Below are 15,755 nucleotides of genomic sequence, written 5' to 3' on the forward strand. Positions count from 1 at the left end.
TGGCACATCGTGCAAAAGCGCCGTCGCAGGTTGGGCGTAATGGGTGGGACCTTCGATCCCATCCATTACGGGCACCTGGTTGCCGCCAGTGAGGTGGCCGACCTGTTCGACCTCGACGAAGTGGTGTTCGTGCCCAGCGGTCAGCCGTGGCAGAAGACCCGTAACGTCTCCGCGGCCGAGGACCGGTATCTGATGACGGTGATCGCTACCGCCTCCAATCCCCGGTTCTCGGTCAGCCGGGTCGACATCGACCGCGCCGGCCCCACCTACACCAAGGACACGCTGCAGGATCTGCACGCGCTGAACCCGGATTCCGAGCTGTTCTTCATCACCGGTGCCGATGCGCTGTCATCGATCCTGTCCTGGCACGGCTGGGAAGTTCTGTTCGAGTTGGCGCGGTTCATCGGCGTCAGCCGGCCCGGTTACGAGCTGCGCCACGAGCACATCACCGAGGTGATCGGCGAGCTGGCCAAGGATGCACTGACCCTGGTTGAGGTTCCGGCACTGGCGATCTCGTCGACCGACTGCCGTCAGCGCGCCGCGGAGCGCCGTCCGCTGTGGTACCTGATGCCCGACGGCGTCGTGCAATACGTCTCCAAGCGCCGGCTCTACCGCGACCCGGTCGAGGGCGAGGCCAAGGCGACGCTGGGCCCGACGCCGTCCGGCCTTTCCGCCGGGAACAACTCATGAGCGCCACCCAGGAAGCCATCGACATGGCGACGATCGCGGCGAACGCGGCGGCGTCCAAGCTCGCCAACGACGTTGTGGTGATCGATGTCTCAGGCCAATTGGTCATCACCGACTGCTTCGTCATCGCCTCGGCGTCCAACGAGCGGCAAGTCAACGCGATCGTCGACGAGGTCGAGCAGAAAATGCAGAAGGCCGGCTACAAACCCGCACGCCGCGAGGGTGCGCGGGAGGGGCGCTGGACGCTGCTGGATTACCGCGACATCGTCGTGCACATTCAGCACCAGGACGACCGCAACTTCTACGCCCTGGACCGCCTCTGGGGCGACTGTCCGGTGATCCCGGTGGACCTGGACGCCGATTCGCAGGATTCGGCGAGCGCGCAATGAGCATCCGTCGCCTGGTGATGTTGCGGCATGGGCAAACCGACTTCAACGCCGGCAGCCGGATGCAGGGCCAGTTGGACTCCGCGCTCACCGAACTGGGCCGTGCCCAGGCGATCGCCGCCGCCGAGGTGCTGGGCAAGTTGCAGCCGTTGGTGATCGTGTCGTCGGATCTGCATCGCGCCTACGACACCGCGATCACGCTGGGGGAGCGGACCGGGCTGCAGGTTCGCGCGGATGAGCGGCTACGCGAGACGCACCTGGGCGAGTGGCAGGGCTTGACCCACACCGAGGTCGACGGGCAGGCCCCGGGCGCCCGGGTCACCTGGCGCGATGACGCCACCTGGGCGCCGCATGGTGGGGAAAGCAGGGTCGACGTCGCCGCCCGCAGCGTGCCGCTGGTCGCCGAGCTGGTGGCCGGCGAGCCGGAATGGGGAGACGCGGACGAGCCCGACCGGCCCGTGGTGCTGGTCGCCCACGGCGGACTGATCGCCGCGTTATCGGCTGCGCTGCTGAAGCTTCCGGTCGCCAACTGGCCGATCCTGGGTGGGATGGGCAATGCTAGCTGGGTGCAGCTCTCCGGCCACTCGCAGGACTCCGGCGCCGACTTCGACGGCATCCGCTGGCGCCTCGACGTGTGGAATGCTTCGGCGCAGGTCTCCAACGATGTCCTCTGACCTACGACCCACGCTGCTGGTCTTCGCCGATTCGCTGTCCTACTACGGTCCCACCGGGGGACTGCCCGCCGACGATCCTCGTATCTGGCCCAATATCGTTGCCTCCCAACTGGGTTGGGATGTGGAGCTGATCGGGCGCATCGGCTGGACCTGCCGCGACGTGTGGTGGGCCGCCACGCAGGACCCGCGGGCCTGGGCGGCGCTGCCCAGGGCGGGCGCGGTGATCTTCGCGACCAGCGGGATGGATTCGCTGCCATCGGTGTTGCCGACCGCGTTGCGTGAGCTGATCCGCTATGTCCGGCCGCCGTGGCTGCGGCGCTGGGTCCGCGACGGCTATGGCTGGCTGCAGCCCAGGCTTTCGCCGGTGGCCCGCGCCGCCCTGCCGCCGCATCTGACTGCCGACTATCTCGAGCAGACCCGGGGCGCAATCGATTTCAACCGCCCGGGCATCCCGATCGTGGCATCGCTGCCGTCGGTGCACATCGCCGAGACCTACGGTAAGGCGCACCACGGTCGTGCCGGGACGGTGGCGGCGATTACGGAGTGGGCGCAGCAGCACGATGTGCCCTTGGTCGATCTCAAAGCCGCTGTGGCCGAACAGGTTATGAGTGGTCGTGGCAATCCGGACGGCATCCACTGGAATTTCGAAGCCCACCAGGCGGTCGCGGAGCTGATGCTCAAGGCGCTGGCCGAAGCCGGGGTGTCGACCGAGAAATCGCGCGGCTGAGCAAATGACCGTCGTGGTGGTGACCGATGCCTCGTCGCGCCTCCCGGCCGATCTGCTCGAAAAATGGGCGATACGCGTTGTCCCGCTGCATGTCCTGCTCGACGGCGGCGACCTGCGCGACGGTGTCGACGAGATTCCCGACGACGTCTATCGGCACCACGCGACGACCGCGGCGGCCACCCCCGCCGAACTCAGCGCCGCCTACCGCCAGGCGTTGGCCGATTCCGGCGGGGATGGCGTGGTGGCAGTGCACATTTCGTCGGCGCTGTCGGGCACCTGTGGCGTGGGCGAACGGGCGGCAGCCGACATCGGCTCGGCCGTGCGGGTGATCGACTCGAGGTCGGCCGCGATGGGCACCGGCTTCGTCGCGTTGGAAGCGGCTCGGGCCGCGGCCGCGGGCGCTGACCTGGACGCCGTCGTGGCCGCCGCGAACTCGGCGGTAAGCCGCAGTCACGCGTTCATCGTGGTGCACGGTCTGGACAACCTGCGGCGCAGCGGCCGGATCGGTGGCGCCAAGGCATGGCTCGGCACCGCGCTGTCACTCAAGCCGCTGCTGCGCATCGAGGACGGCAAACTCGTTCTGGCCCAACGGGTACGGACTGTCACCAAGGCGACGGCGGCGATGCTGGACCGAGTCTGCGAAATCGTCGGCGATACTCCGGCGGCGGTAGCGGTGCATCACGTCGCCAACCCGGACGGCGCGAACGAGGTGGCGGCGGCGTTGGCCCGGCGGTTGCCGGCGTGCGAGCCGGCGATCGTCACATCGCTGGGGCCGGTGCTGGGTGTGCATGTCGGCCCCGGAGCCGTCGCGGTGTGTGTGGACGCGCCCGCGCCCTAGGCGGGTATCGGCTTTCGGGCGTTGTCACCGCGCGGGTGAACGACCTGCGGCCACCAGAACCAGCGTCCGAGCAGCGTCGCGATCGACGGCATCAACAGGGTGCGCACGATCAGCGTGTCGAGCAACAGGCCAATGCAGACGGTTGATCCGAACTGCCCGAGAATCGTCAGGTTGCTGCCCAGCATCGACGCCATCGTGAAGGCGAACACCAGGCCGGCCGCCGTGACCACCCCGCCGGTGCCGGCCATCGATCGGATGATCCCCGTCTTGAGCCCGGCGTGGATCTCCTCCTTGAATCGCGAGACCAGTAGCAGGTTGTAGTCCGATCCGACGGCCAGCAGGATGATCACGGACAGGGCCATCACGATCCAGTGGACCTTGATGCCGAACAGGTCCTGCCAAATCAGCACGGACAGACCGAATGACGCGGCAATCGAGCTGGCCGCGGTCCCGACGATCACCAGCGCGGCAACCGCGCTTCGAGTCAGCAGCAGCATGATCATGAAGATCAGCGTCAGCGCCGACACCACCGCGATCATCAGGTCGTATTTGGCGCCGTCGGCCATGTCCTTGAAGGTTGCGGCGGTGCCGCCCAGATACACCTTGGCGTCGGCGAGCGAGGACTGCTTCAGGCCTTCTTGGGCCGCCGTTCGCTCGGCGCTGACCCGCGAAATTCCTTCCGGGGTCATCGGATCGCCCTGATGCGTGATGAAGAAACGCGCCGACTTACCGTCCGGTGACAAGAACATTCGAAGCCCCGTCTGGAAATCCGGATTGTCGAAGGCCTCCGGCGGCAGATAGAAGAAGTCGTCGTTCTTGGACTGATCGAAGCTCTGCCCCATCACGATCGCGGTATTGCTCATCGCCTCCATCTGGTTGATCATCGCCCGGAAGGTCTGATAGAGCGTCAGCGTGATGCCCCTGGTGGTCTTCAACGTCGTGATCAGCGTGGGAAACAGCGCGTTCAGATCGTGGGTGGCCTGGGCGGTGTGCTTGATGTCGGCCGTGAGGTAGTGGAACTGCTCGGCAAGCTGGTCGAAGCCGTCCAACGTGTCGAACAGGGATCGCAGCCCGTAGCACAACGGGATGTCGTAGCAGTGCTTCTCCCAATAGAAGTAGGTGCGCACCGGCCGGAAGGTGTCGTCGAAATCCGCGATGTGGTCGCGCAAGCTATCGGTGATCTGCGACGTCACCGCCGTGGTGGCCGCGCTGTCGTCGGCGGCATGGGCCAGATCCAGCGACACCTCGTACTGGCGCTGCGTGGTGTCGATCTGGGTCTGCAGGTCATCGGCCATCTTGAGGATGTCGTTCATGCGCTCCTTGAGGAAGCCCATGTTCTGCATCGTTGTCTGGCTTTGGATGCTGTTCTGGAACGGTATCGAGCTGTGCTGAATCGGAATGCCCAGTGGCCGGGTGATGTCCTGGATCATCGCGATGCCCAGCACGCGAATAACGTTGTGCGCCACCCTGTCCAATACCAGCATGTCGGCCGGATTCCGCATGTCGTGTTCGGCCTCGATCATCAACATGTCGGGGTTCATCCGGGCCTGGGAGAAGTGCCGGTCCGCGGCGGCCTGTCCCAGGTTGGATGGCGCGGAGGCGGGCAGGTAGTGACTGTCGTTGTAGCTCGTGTGGTAGCTCGGCAGCGCGACCATGCCGACCAGGACGACCGCGGCGCTGACCGCCAAAACCGGTGCGGGCCAACGTACTACCGCGGTGCCGACCCGCCGCCACAGCCGGCCTTGCTTGGCGGCGCGCTTGGACTCGAACCGGCCGAACTTACTGCCCAGGAAGACGATGGCCGGACCGAGCGTGATTCCGGCCAACACCACGACCAGCATCCCGATCGCCACGGGTGCGCCCATGGTGTTGAACCACGGCAGCCGCGCGAAACTCAGGCAGTAAGTCGCACCGGCAATCGTCAGGCCCGAACCAAGCACCACCGGGGTGACGCTGCGAAACGTCGTGTAGTAGGCGGTTTCTCGATCCTCGCCGCTGCGGCGCGCCTCCTGGTAGCGGCCAACGAGGAAGATCCCGTAGTCGGTACCCGCGGCGATCGCCAGCATCGTCAGGATATTCGCGGCGAAGGTGGTGAGCCCGAATGCGTTGTTGTAGGCGAGAACCGCGACCACTCCGCGCGCGCACGCCAGCGAAACCAGCGTCATGAACAGCTGGATGAGAGTGGTGGCAATGGAGCGGTAGACCAGCAGCAGCATGATCGCGATCGCACCCAGGGTGAACAGCGTGATCTTGGCCAGGCTCGCGTTCCCGATGACGTGTGAGTCGTCGCTGAACGCGGCGGGACCGGTGACATAGACGTTGAGTCCGGGCGGTGTGGCGTTCTTTTCGATGACCTTGCGGACTGCCTCCACCGACTCGTTGGCATGGGTGGTGCCCTGGTTGCCGGCCAGGTTCAGCATGACGTAGGCGCCCTTGCCGTCCGCGCTTTGAGCGCCCGCCGCTGTCAACCGGTCACCCCAGAAGTCCTGGATGTGCTGGATGTGGTTGTGGTCCTGCTGCAGTTGGTGAATCAGGTTGTCGTAATAGCGATGTGCGTCCGGGCCCAGTGGCGCCTGACTCTCCAGGACGATCATGATCGTGCTGTTCGAGTCGAATTCTTTGAAGTTGTGGCCCAGCCGCATCATCGCCTTCATGGACGGCGCGTCCAATGGCGCCATCGGCGCCGAGTGCGCCTCACCGACGACCTCGAGCCGAGGGACGGCCACGTTCACCAAGACGGTGATGAACACCCAGCCCAACAGCACCGGCACCGCGAACAAGCGGATCATGTGCGGGACAAAGGGGCGGTGCGGGTGTCCGGGGTCCGCCTGGGCCGGCGCGCCGATCGGTCCGGGATCGGTGTCGTCCAGGCCGGTGTGGCCCTTGTTATGCAGGTCGCTCACGCGGATTTCACCAGGCAGAACGTCTGCGCGTTGTGTCCATCGGAGTTCTGCTGGTCGCGCACGACGTTGTCCACCGTGATCTTGCAGCTGATCCGGTTGCCGTCACTTTGCGCCATGATGTTGGCGCTCACCGACGGCAGCGTGGTCGAGATCGTGGTCGACCAGGGCAGCGGCGCGTTGTCGATCTGGTGTGTGTTGGCGTTCTCGTCCCAGTAGTTGATGTTCGCGGTGGCGCCCGGCGGGCCGGAGATTTCGTAGACGACGACCTTCGGGTTGAACTGCACGATCTCGATGCCCTTGCCGGCATTCGCGTTGAGGTCCTGCGAACCGAAGATCTTGTGCAGCCGCGACACGACCAATGCCGAGACGGCCAGTACCACAATTAACAGCAGGGGGATCCACGCCCGTTTGAGCGCCCGAGTTATCGCGTCCGGGTTCGGCGAAGCCCGCATGTTGACCGCCTTCCGCTCACCGCTGCGGGGGCCTGCCGTCCTGCCTCGGAAGGCTCGCCCACCGTCGTCGACAACCTTAGTTGTCTGCGGAACCTTTGCTCGGCTAAGTACTCTAAACCTTAAAGGACGGAAGCGTTCCTCCGGGGTGGCGGGTCTGTGGCCGGCGTCGTACGGCTAGCGAGCCAGGCGCCCGGTGACCGGCGGCAAGTCAGCGAGGGTCGCGATCCCGGGCTTGGCGGCCACCACGGCGGGCACGGCGTTGGTGACCGGCATCGCGGTATAGATCATGCCGAGGCCCATGAACCCGGGCTCGGTCCAATCCTTGGGCGGCAGGCAATGCAGCACGGTCCGCATGTTGGGCATGCCGTAGACCTGAATGACGTGGCCGTGCTCGAGCGGCTTGGGTGGGTCGACGTGGTTACCCATGGTCCAGTTGAATCCGACGCTGACGACATTGCGGTCGCCTTCCCAGCCGCGGTGGTAGCCGTACACGCCGCCGACGGTGCCGGCGGGGATCTTCATGAAGCCCAGATCGGAGTCGCCGGTGGCCGCGGTGAACGTGACGTCGAAGGTCATCTTGTCCAGCTTGGCGCCGATCGCGTCGGCCATCATCGCCGCGGACTCGGCGAAGACTTCGCTTTCCCGCCGCACGTTCTCCGCCAGCCCGGGTGTGTCGGGATCTTGCGAGAAGCCCATCGCCGTCTGGGTTTCCGCGGATTCGTAGGTCGAGCAGTCCACCGACTCGGTGATCCGGATTTCGTCGACGCGCTCGCAGGAGGCGGACAACACCATGCCGACCATGTTCGTCATGCCGGGATGCGCACCGCTGCCGAAGATCGTCGAATTGCCTCTGGCGCAGGCGTCTTCGATGCGCTTGCGGTCCTGCGGTGTCTGCTTGCCGCCGGTGATCCAGGCCGCGCTGGAGCACACGTTGACCCCCGATTCAAGCAGCCGCACCAATTCGTCGATGTTGGGCCACAACGGGTTATAGCAACACGCGTCGGCGCGCAGCGCGATCAGCGCGTCGATGTCGTTGGTGGCTTGCACCCCGGTCGGCTCCGGCCAGCCGGAGAGTTCGGCGGCGTCCACACCGACCTTGTCCGCCCCGTGCGCGTACACCCCGACCAGCTCCATGTCGGGCCTGCCGATGATCGCGTGCAGCGACCGGCGTCCGATGTTCCCCGTCGTCCACTGGATGACGCGTAAGGGACGGTCTGTGCCGGGAGTGCTCATCGTGGCTCCTTTGCCGCTGCGGGGGTGGAACCATTATGCGAAGGCCCCGAGCCGGTGCAGCGGTCGGGCGCCCGCCGGCCGGCCTTAGGCGTCCAGCCGAACGAATTGGCCCTGCCGGTATTGCTCGACGCAGAAGGCGCGCCGGATCTTGCCGCTCGTCGTGGTGGGAATCGATCCGGCCGCGACCGGCACGAGATCACCGGCGTTCAGTCCGTGCGCATTGGAGATCGCCGAGGTGACTTCGCTCTTGACGTCGCTGAGCCAGCGCGCCGTGTCCTCGCCGGCGCCGGTTGGCTTCTTGAGTTCGATGACGGTGACCAGCTGCTCGGTGCCATCCATCGGAACCGAGATGGCCGCGACCCGGCCACGCGTGATCTCTTGCACGGTCGCCTCGATGTCCTCGGGATAGTGATTGCGCCCGCGGATGATCAGCAGGTCTTTGATGCGCCCGACGATGAACAGCTCATCGGAGTGGATGAAACCCAAGTCGCCGGTTCGCAGCCACGTCCCGTCGGGCGTGCCGGGCGACGGGTCCACAAGCGTTGCGCCGAAGCAGCGCTGCTCTTCCGGTGGCCTGCGCCAATAGCCATCGGCGACATTCTCGCCGTGCACCCAGATTTCGCCGATCACGTCCGGCGGGCATTCGCGATTCGTCTCGTTGTCGACGATGCGCACCGTGGGGGATTGCGGCACTTGGTACTTGACCAGCGTCGTGCCTTTCCTGGCCGCGCACGGCTCAACACGGCCCGCGCCGAGCGCTTCGGTATCGAAGTATGCCGCCGGTGCCGATTCACTCCAGGTGCCGGTCGCCACGAAGACCGTCGCCTCGGCCATCCCGTATGAGGGACGCATCATGTGGTCGCGAAAGTTGAAGTGCGCGAACCGATCCACGAACCGACGCAAGGTGGCCGGCTCGACACGCTCGGCGCCGCTGATGATGCCCAGCACGCCGCCGAGGTCGAGCCCGGCCAGGTCTTTGTCGGTGGTCTTGCGGGCGGCCAAGTCAAAGGCGAAGTTAGGCGCGGACGACCACGTGTGGGGGTTTTCGGCGAGCGCACGCACCCACCGGGCCGGCCGCTCCAAGAATCCGACCGGACTGGTCAGCTCGGCGCGACGGCCGCTCAGGATTGGGGCGCAGACCCCCAGTACCAAACCCATGTCGTGGTAGAACGGCAACCACGACACGATCGTGGTGTCCAAGGGGATCTTGGTTCCGGCGTCTGAGAAGAAGCTGCGCATCAGCTGCTCGAAATTCACTTCGAGGTTTCGGTGCGAGATCGTCACTCCGGTCGGCGTTCGGGTCGAACCCGAGCTGTACTGCAAATACGCGACGCTGGGCAAATCGGTTGTCCGGATAGTTGTTTCGCTATCGACGTCCAGGTTCATCGAGTCGATTTCGACGATCTTCGGAACGTCGTCCATGCGTGCTCGATCGACGTACTCGGCGACAGCTTCGGCGTGCGCGGACGTGGTGAGAACAACCGACGGCGAGGTATCGGCAAGGACCGCACTCACCCGGTCGTGACTCGAGCCGCGATGCGGCAATGGAAGTGGAACCGCGATGAGCCCGGCCTGCATGGATCCCAGGAACGCCGCAATGTAGTCGAGGCCCTGGGGAGCCAGGATCACCGCCCGGTCGCCGACCGACCCGTGCGGGCCGAGATCGCGTGCCACATTGAGTGTTCGGCGGGCTATCTGCGACCACGTGAGGCTCTCGGCAACACCGTCCCAGTTGCCCTCGTAGTCGGTGAACGTGTACGCCACGTCATGCGGGCGCAGGCTGGCACGGCCGTGCAGCATGGCGAGAATCGATGATCCAGACATAGGCGCCGTCAGTGGTCGGCTTGGCCCGCGCCGTGGGACAACACGGATGTGGCGCCGCTGAGGATCTGCGAAAGTGGGTCGGCGCCGCCGCCAAATGTCGCCTGGTTGGCCGGCGCGGTGACTTCCGCCGGGTCGAAGCCGTGCACCGGGTCCACCTGAACCGGAGCGGTCGCCGGGTCGTCGTTGCGCGAATAGCCCGCGTTCACCCGGGGGATCAGGATCGCGTCGAGCTTGTTCAGCGTGTCTTCGTCGATCCCGACGTATTTCAGCGGCATGACCAGGGGAAGGTGCTTTTCCGGGACCATGATCGTGGTGTCCTTGGCCCCGCGAGAGTTGATCGTCGTTCGGATGTTCTGCGGCGGCACCATGCTCGGGTTCGTAAAGGCCACCGCGGTGTGACCCGTGGCGAGGCCCAGCAGCGTGTTGGCGAGGGCGAACATGTTGTCCGGCCGGTCGGGGAAGTCCGCGATCGAGTCGTACGCGGCCACGAATCTGTTTGTGTCGTACTGACTCTCGTACGCCGGAGGCATGGTGTAGTCGAGCGCGGGAACAACGCTGCCGACCGGGAACATGGCGCTCAGGAAGCTCTGACCGAAGGCATGACGCCCGATCGGGTCACCGAATGTGGCGAAGTTCAGTTTGTCCGGCGGGGGAGCGGTCGGGTCAGTCGCCAGCCGCGCCTGCTCGCCGTCGACCACGAACCCGCCCTCGGACAAGCCGATCGCCGTTCCGGGACGACCGGCGCGGATCGCCGCATCGAGGTTGTCCACTCCCACGTCGACCGACTCGCCGACGCTGGGGCCGTCGAGACCCAGGCCGGGGAAGAGTTCATCGAAGCGGCCGATGCCCGGAAACAGCCGCTCCAGCACGTGGCCCTGCACCTGGCCCGCCGGGTACCGCACGATTTCGCGCTTCTGACCGGGGAACCATTGGGCACCCTCCTGACGGATGTACTCGTCGTAGGGGATGCCCAGAACGTGGGCGCCTCCGAGTGCGTACGCGGTCTGGTCGCCCGGCGCCCCGGGGGTCGGCGGCCCGCCGATGGGCGTGTCGTCGGCCGACGCGGTGCCGACGCCGAAATATCCTGTGGCGCCGACTGTTACCAGCGCTGAAACTCCTGCGAGTAGCTTCTTCATTCCTAATCCTGACCGCTCGGATTCGTCTCGTAGTCTCACATAGATCATGCGTAGGCCCTAACCGGCTTGTGGCTCGGCGCGTCGGAAGGGCGCGGTCCGCACGCCCGCTTGCGCACCCACTCGGGAAGGCCACCAGTTTGCCCGTCCGACCAGCGCGGCGATGGCGGGAACCGTGATGGTGCGGACCAAGAAAGTGTCCAGCAAAATTCCCACGCCGATCACGAAACCGCCCTGGACCACCGTGCCGATGCTGGAGAACAAGAGACCGCACATCGAGGCGGCGAATATCAGACCTGCCGCGGTGATTACACCGCCCGTCGAACTGAGGGTGCGAATGATGCTGTAGCGCATGCTCTGCGGCGATTCCTCACGCATCCGCGAGACGAGCAGCATGTTGTAATCGGCTCCCACCGCAACCAGCACCACGAATGCCAGCGGGGGCACGCTCCAATGCAATTGCTGGCCCAGTAGGTATTGGAATACGAGTACGCCGATACCCACCGCGGACAGATACGAAATAACCACGGAAGCAACCAGATACAGCGGCGCGACAATCGCACGCAGCAGCGCGATCAAGGTCACCAATACGACGAGCAGCGTCACCGTGATGATGAACCGGATGTCGTGTTGGTAGTAGTCGCGGGTGTCCTTGAGGCCGACGGCGTATCCCGACATCGAAATCGTGGCGTCCGAGAGCGCGGTATTCGGTTGTGCTCCCCGGGCGGCCGCACCGATCGCATTGACCTGGTCCATGGCTTCGGTGCTGAACGGATTCAGTTTGGTTTGAACCAAATACCGCACCGAGTGGCCGTCCGGGGAGATGAATACCTTGGCGGCCTTCTGGAACTCCTCCAACTGCAACAGCTGGGGCGGGATGTTGAATCCGGCCATTGCTGGTTGGGCCGCATCGCGTTTCAGGGACAACAGAAATGCCGCTGACTCGCTGAGCCCGGCGCCGAGCTGTTTGACTTGGTCAACGAGTTGCGCCACGGCATCGGCCACTTGCCGGCTCCCGCCGGCCAGCCGGTTTGCGCCGTCTTGCACGCTGTTCAGATTTGCCTGCAGGCCGCCGGGTTTGTCCATCCCCATGGAGTGCATCACCTTGGTGAGCTTCCCCAATGCGGCACGCACCCGGTCCGTCGACGCTTTCAGGGCCTTTCTGTCCTGGTAGTCCTGCAATTGGTGGGCCAAATCGTTGATCGCGTCGAGGTCCGCCTGATCGCGCGAACCAACCAGTTGCTCGAATGCCCCGCGGGTGGTGCTGCACGATTGATCGGCATCGCAGACCGGGTTGCCCTGTAGCGCAGTCAGTACCGGGCCGATCCAGGCGAACATGTTCCTGGCCGCCGAGAAATTCCAGCCCATGGCGTTGCTGAGCGAATTGACATGATCGACGAGCTGGGCCGCGAGGTCGACCTGTTTGACCAGAGCGTCGCCGGTGTATTGGCTCTTCGCCGACGAGAACGCGCCTTGCAGTTCCTCCAAGCTGGCCGCGAGCTGGGTGACCTGGCCGCGGACGTCGCCGAGGCTGTTGGCCAGCGTGCCGGCCCCGTTGACCAGCCGGTTGAGGTCACTGGTGTGGTCGTTGATCATGGTGGATCCGCCGGCCAGCAGGGTGCCGATAGCGCCCGCCTGATAGGTGGCCCGGAATTGTTCGGGCACGTTTCCGGTGGGACGCGTAATGCCGCTGACCGCGGCGATATTCGGCAATTGGCTGACTCGGTCGGCCATTTGTTCCAGGTCTGCAAGGGCTCTCGGCGTGCGAAGGTCATGCGGTGACTGGATGAGGATGTACTCCGGAATGGATTGATTCACCGGGAAATGACGATCCAGCGCGGCATAGCCGATCGAGCTCGGCGCCGACGACTGCAGGGCCTTGCGATCGTCGTAGTTGTAGCGCACCAAGCCGGCGCAGCTGGCCAGGATGATCAGCACCAGCACGCTGGCAACCAGATTGGCCTTGGGCCGGCGCACGATGCGGATGCCCGAACGCCGCCAGAACCGCGCGGTCAGTTCGCGTCGCGGTTTGACCCAGCCACGCGGGCCCGCGAGGGCCAGAATTGCCGGCAGCAACGTCAAGGCCGCGAGGAATGCCACACCGACCCCGATCGCCGACGACGCGCCGACCGTTTTGAATACCCCCATTCGGGCGAAGCTGATGAGGAGAAAAGTGATTCCGACGGTGGCGGCGGAGGCGCCGATCACTTTTCCGATCGAGATCATGGCGTGCTTGATCGCCTGATCGGAATCCGCCCCGGACCGCAGATAGTCGTGATAGCGACTGATCAGAAAGACCGCGTAATCCGTCCCGGCGCCGGCCATTATGGCGCTGAGAAATACGATCGACTGGTTCGAGACGCCGGACCCGGTGAATTGGGAGTAACCCGCCACCACCGCCTGCGCGATTACCAGGGATATCCCGATCGTCAGCAGCGGCAGCAGCATGGTGACCGCGCTGCGGTAAATCACCAGCAGCACGATGAGCACCAGCACGGCGATCGCCAGCTCGATCGGAAGCCGATCCTTGTCGCCGGCGACCGTGAGATCGGCGACTGTTGCCGCGGGGCCGGTGAGGTTGACCGTCAGGGGAGTTCCGGCGACCGAGCGTGTGACGAGGTCGCTGATCCGGTTGAAAGCGGCGTACGACCCAGGAGTGCCCAGCTCGCCCGCAACGCCGACCGGCAGCACCCAGGCCCGGTGATCCTTGCTGGTCACGACCGAGCGCAGCGGCGGCGTGGTGATGAAATCCTGCACCATCACCACATCTCGCGTGTCCTGGCGCAGCGTGTCGACGAGTTTGCGGTAAGCGGCCTCGTCGGCGGGGCTTAGCCCCTTGTCGTCGGTCAGGACCACCAGCAGCAGGTCTTCGGAGCCCGATTCGTGAAACGCCTTGGTCATCTCTCGAGCAGTGACGCTCGACGGTGCATCGTTGGGCAAGATGGCCAGCGGATGCTTCTGGGCCATCTCGCCGAGCGACGGCAATGTCAGCGGTAGCGCGACCGCAACCGCGACCCAGAGCCCGATCACCACCCAGGGCCACCCCACCACGAAATCGGCTAACCGTCGCATATTGCCCTCGCCCCTGGTCGGCGCAGTCGTGTGCGCCCGCCGGCAACGCTCGCCGGCGTTCTATCAAGCCCCGCTAGTTCCCGGCGGGGCCGACCGAAATTCGCGCACCGCGGAAAAGCTCTAGCCATCGGATGGACCCACGCTACGCGACGCGCCCCCAGTGTCCGCTGCAAGCGACCCGCTCGCACACCGACTTCATAGCCGCCATGTAGCGGCTGACTGATTTCCTGGCGACCGGATTGTCGGGATGCATGATCGCCATCACCGTGCCTTCGCCGTACCGGAACACATAAATGGTCAGCTGATAGGAGTACCGGCCGTCCGGATAGATTCCGATATTGTTCGCCAGACCCAGGTCGGCCGCGGCGAGAATCGCGTTGAGTGGCGCAGCGCCGCCGTGAAAGAAGTTCGACACCGGAAAGTTTGGCTGTGGCCAGCTCAAGTGTGGCGCCAATTCCAACACCCGGTAGTAGGGCACCTTCGCCATGTCCAGACTCGAATCGAAAGAAGCCTGCGCCGCCCACGCGGCATCGCCGAAAGAGGCCGCGGCAATCGGCACGGTGATCGGAATCAGTCCGGTAAACCAGCCCTGCGTCATGAAATTGTCCGCGGCGGTCCGAGAGTCTCTGGGGGTGAGGCCGTAATAGGTCAGCGCGCCCGTGAATTCATGCTCCAGCAGGGCGAAGCACGCGAATAAGCCGCCGACGAAGCGCGCCCCGGCGGCCGTGCAGGCCGATTCGAACCGCTCCGTTTGTGCCGGATCCATCAGAAGTTCGGAGGTCATATCGCTGCTACTCGACTCCGATGGGTTCCCGAGGGGCAGGGGGAATTCGGGGAAACCGCCATTGTTGTTGTCGGCGAAGTCGATCCACGCCCGCACCTCGGGCGAATCCGCGGTTAATGTGGACGTGTATTCGCGTTCTCGGACGCAGAATTCGTCGAAGCTGCCGGCATCGGGAAGAGCGAGGGGCTCACCGCCGCCGCTCAACGCCGTGTACATGCCGTTGGCTTCCATCATCGTGGTGCCGATCAGTGTCGCGTCCCCGTGCACGTGATCCATGGCGGCAAAGAATGTGAAATGGTTCTCGCTTTGGATGATCCCGAAGGTGAAGCAGCCCCACTCCAGCGGGTTCGGTATGGCCACGACATGAGCGCGTATTTCGTCAGTGGTCATCTGGCCGTGATCGATTGGCGCGAACTCGATATCGGCCGGATCGCCGTGGGTATGCCGGACGAACTCTCCGCCGCCGGTGTGCTCGAACCAACTGCGGAACGTGTCGTGTCGGCGCAGGTAGGCGTTGACGGCGTGGTCCATGGCCGCGACATCACAAGTCCCAGGTAACTCACAGGTGGCGATGATCTGCCGGGAAAAGTTCAGCCCCGCGGCCGCTCGTTCGCAGTAGTTGCGCAGATGCTGACCCTGCATGTAGCTGACCGGCACCGGGCTGACCGGCGCCTGTCGGACCTTGTCTTTTGCCGCGTCAGTGGGGTGCCACGAGGTAACCGAGCCTGGAGTCGGCGTCCAATCATCGAGTGCGCCGATCGTAATTTTCCCGATGCGCAAAACTACGTCCCCCTCGGTTAAAACGGTCCCCGTCCGGCCACTGGCGGCGACACCAAGATAACCCGCCCGGCGATCGCCTCCGCAGCGAAGCGCGGGCCACCGCCTACACTCACTCAGGGATCCGACGGGCCGTTGGGACGATCGGACGGCCGGGCGAGAGACGCAGGGCGGCAGCCGCACTGGTTGTCGTTGCGCGGTGGGAGCACTGCAATCGCGGTGCTGGCCGTCGGAAAGTTGCTTCTGAAGCGCAATCGGGGCCGGG

General features: G+C 65.1%; 12 protein-coding genes. 5 read left to right on the top strand and 7 right to left on the bottom strand.

What is annotated here, in order from left to right:
* The first annotated feature begins 9 nt into the window (after positions 1-9).
* From nadD to G6N55_RS26190, 5 genes are read left to right on the top strand one after another with little or no spacing between them, the layout of a single operon-like run.
* Positions 10-690 carry a nicotinate-nucleotide adenylyltransferase gene (gene nadD, locus G6N55_RS26170; protein ID WP_085221214.1) on the top strand — a complete coding sequence of 227 codons (681 nt, stop codon included), beginning with the start codon at positions 10-12 and terminating at the stop codon, positions 688-690.
* On the top strand, positions 687-1,076 hold the full coding sequence (gene rsfS / locus G6N55_RS26175) for a ribosome silencing factor (protein WP_085220701.1): 390 nt from the start codon (positions 687-689) through the stop codon (positions 1,074-1,076). Before nadD ends, rsfS begins: the two co-directional genes overlap by 4 nt.
* Entirely contained in the window at positions 1,073-1,747 is a 675-nt protein-coding gene (gene gpgP / locus G6N55_RS26180) for a glucosyl-3-phosphoglycerate phosphatase (protein WP_085220700.1), read from the top strand. Before rsfS ends, gpgP begins: the two co-directional genes overlap by 4 nt.
* Positions 1,737-2,474, top strand: a complete 738-nt coding sequence (octT, locus tag G6N55_RS26185) for a diglucosylglycerate octanoyltransferase (protein ID WP_085220699.1) — start codon at positions 1,737-1,739, stop codon at positions 2,472-2,474. The genes gpgP and octT overlap by 11 nt, the downstream gene beginning before the upstream one ends.
* Before the next feature lie 4 nt (positions 2,475-2,478).
* Positions 2,479-3,312: a DegV family protein gene (locus tag G6N55_RS26190; RefSeq protein ID WP_085220698.1), complete on the top strand. Its 834-nt coding sequence runs from the start codon at positions 2,479-2,481 to the stop codon at positions 3,310-3,312.
* On the opposite strand, the gene G6N55_RS26195 is transcribed toward G6N55_RS26190, so the two are convergent.
* The 7 genes from G6N55_RS26195 to G6N55_RS26225 form a co-directional block, all read right to left on the bottom strand.
* The gene (locus tag G6N55_RS26195) at positions 3,309-6,101 is read right to left on the bottom strand and encodes an MMPL/RND family transporter (protein WP_139826733.1); all 2,793 of its coding nucleotides are present in this window, start codon (positions 6,099-6,101) and stop codon (positions 3,309-3,311) included. The two genes, G6N55_RS26190 and G6N55_RS26195, sit on opposite strands and share 4 nt — an antisense overlap.
* Positions 6,102-6,211: 110 nt before the next feature.
* Positions 6,212-6,667, bottom strand: a complete 456-nt coding sequence (locus G6N55_RS26200) for an MmpS family transport accessory protein (RefSeq protein WP_085220696.1) — start codon at positions 6,665-6,667, stop codon at positions 6,212-6,214.
* Positions 6,668-6,841: 174 nt separating this feature from the next.
* A complete protein-coding gene (locus G6N55_RS26205) occupies positions 6,842-7,900 on the bottom strand; it encodes an NAD(P)H-dependent amine dehydrogenase family protein (RefSeq protein ID WP_085220695.1) in 1,059 nt (352 codons plus the stop codon).
* Positions 7,901-7,984: 84 nt separating this feature from the next.
* The gene (locus G6N55_RS26210; protein WP_085220694.1) at positions 7,985-9,724 is read right to left on the bottom strand and encodes an AMP-binding protein; all 1,740 of its coding nucleotides are present in this window, start codon (positions 9,722-9,724) and stop codon (positions 7,985-7,987) included.
* A gap of 8 nt (positions 9,725-9,732) precedes the next feature.
* Positions 9,733-10,860: an acyltransferase PE gene (pe, locus tag G6N55_RS26215; RefSeq protein WP_085220693.1), complete on the bottom strand. Its 1,128-nt coding sequence runs from the start codon at positions 10,858-10,860 to the stop codon at positions 9,733-9,735.
* A gap of 57 nt (positions 10,861-10,917) precedes the next feature.
* Positions 10,918-13,929 (bottom strand): MMPL/RND family transporter, encoded by a 3,012-nt coding sequence (locus tag G6N55_RS26220; protein WP_197747370.1) that lies wholly within the window; start codon positions 13,927-13,929, stop codon positions 10,918-10,920.
* Positions 13,930-14,071: 142 nt separating this feature from the next.
* Positions 14,072-15,493 carry a condensation domain-containing protein gene (locus G6N55_RS26225; RefSeq protein WP_085220692.1) on the bottom strand — a complete coding sequence of 474 codons (1,422 nt, stop codon included), beginning with the start codon at positions 15,491-15,493 and terminating at the stop codon, positions 14,072-14,074.
* Between the last annotated feature and the right edge of the window lie 262 nt (positions 15,494-15,755).

Origin of the sequence: Mycobacterium florentinum, from assembly GCF_010730355.1 — a bacterium.
GTDB classification, from domain to species: domain Bacteria; phylum Actinomycetota; class Actinomycetes; order Mycobacteriales; family Mycobacteriaceae; genus Mycobacterium; species Mycobacterium florentinum.

Excerpts from the sequence above, each read along its gene's own strand:
- gpgP (WP_085220700.1), top strand. The coding sequence starts at position 1,073 with ATGAGCATCCGTCGCCTGGTGATGTTGCGGCATGGGCAAACCGACTTC.
- rsfS (WP_085220701.1), top strand. The coding sequence starts at position 687 with ATGAGCGCCACCCAGGAAGCCATCGACATGGCGACGATCGCGGCGAAC.
- G6N55_RS26210 (WP_085220694.1), bottom strand. The coding sequence starts at position 9,724 with ATGTCTGGATCATCGATTCTCGCCATGCTGCACGGCCGTGCCAGCCTG.
- G6N55_RS26205 (WP_085220695.1), bottom strand. The coding sequence starts at position 7,900 with ATGAGCACTCCCGGCACAGACCGTCCCTTACGCGTCATCCAGTGGACG.
- G6N55_RS26195 (WP_139826733.1), bottom strand. The coding sequence starts at position 6,101 with ATGATCCGCTTGTTCGCGGTGCCGGTGCTGTTGGGCTGGGTGTTCATC.
- G6N55_RS26200 (WP_085220696.1), bottom strand. The coding sequence starts at position 6,667 with ATGCGGGCTTCGCCGAACCCGGACGCGATAACTCGGGCGCTCAAACGG.
- G6N55_RS26190 (WP_085220698.1), top strand. The coding sequence starts at position 2,479 with ATGACCGTCGTGGTGGTGACCGATGCCTCGTCGCGCCTCCCGGCCGAT.
- octT (WP_085220699.1), top strand. The coding sequence starts at position 1,737 with ATGTCCTCTGACCTACGACCCACGCTGCTGGTCTTCGCCGATTCGCTG.
- pe (WP_085220693.1), bottom strand. The coding sequence starts at position 10,860 with ATGAAGAAGCTACTCGCAGGAGTTTCAGCGCTGGTAACAGTCGGCGCC.
- G6N55_RS26220 (WP_197747370.1), bottom strand. The coding sequence starts at position 13,929 with ATGCGACGGTTAGCCGATTTCGTGGTGGGGTGGCCCTGGGTGGTGATC.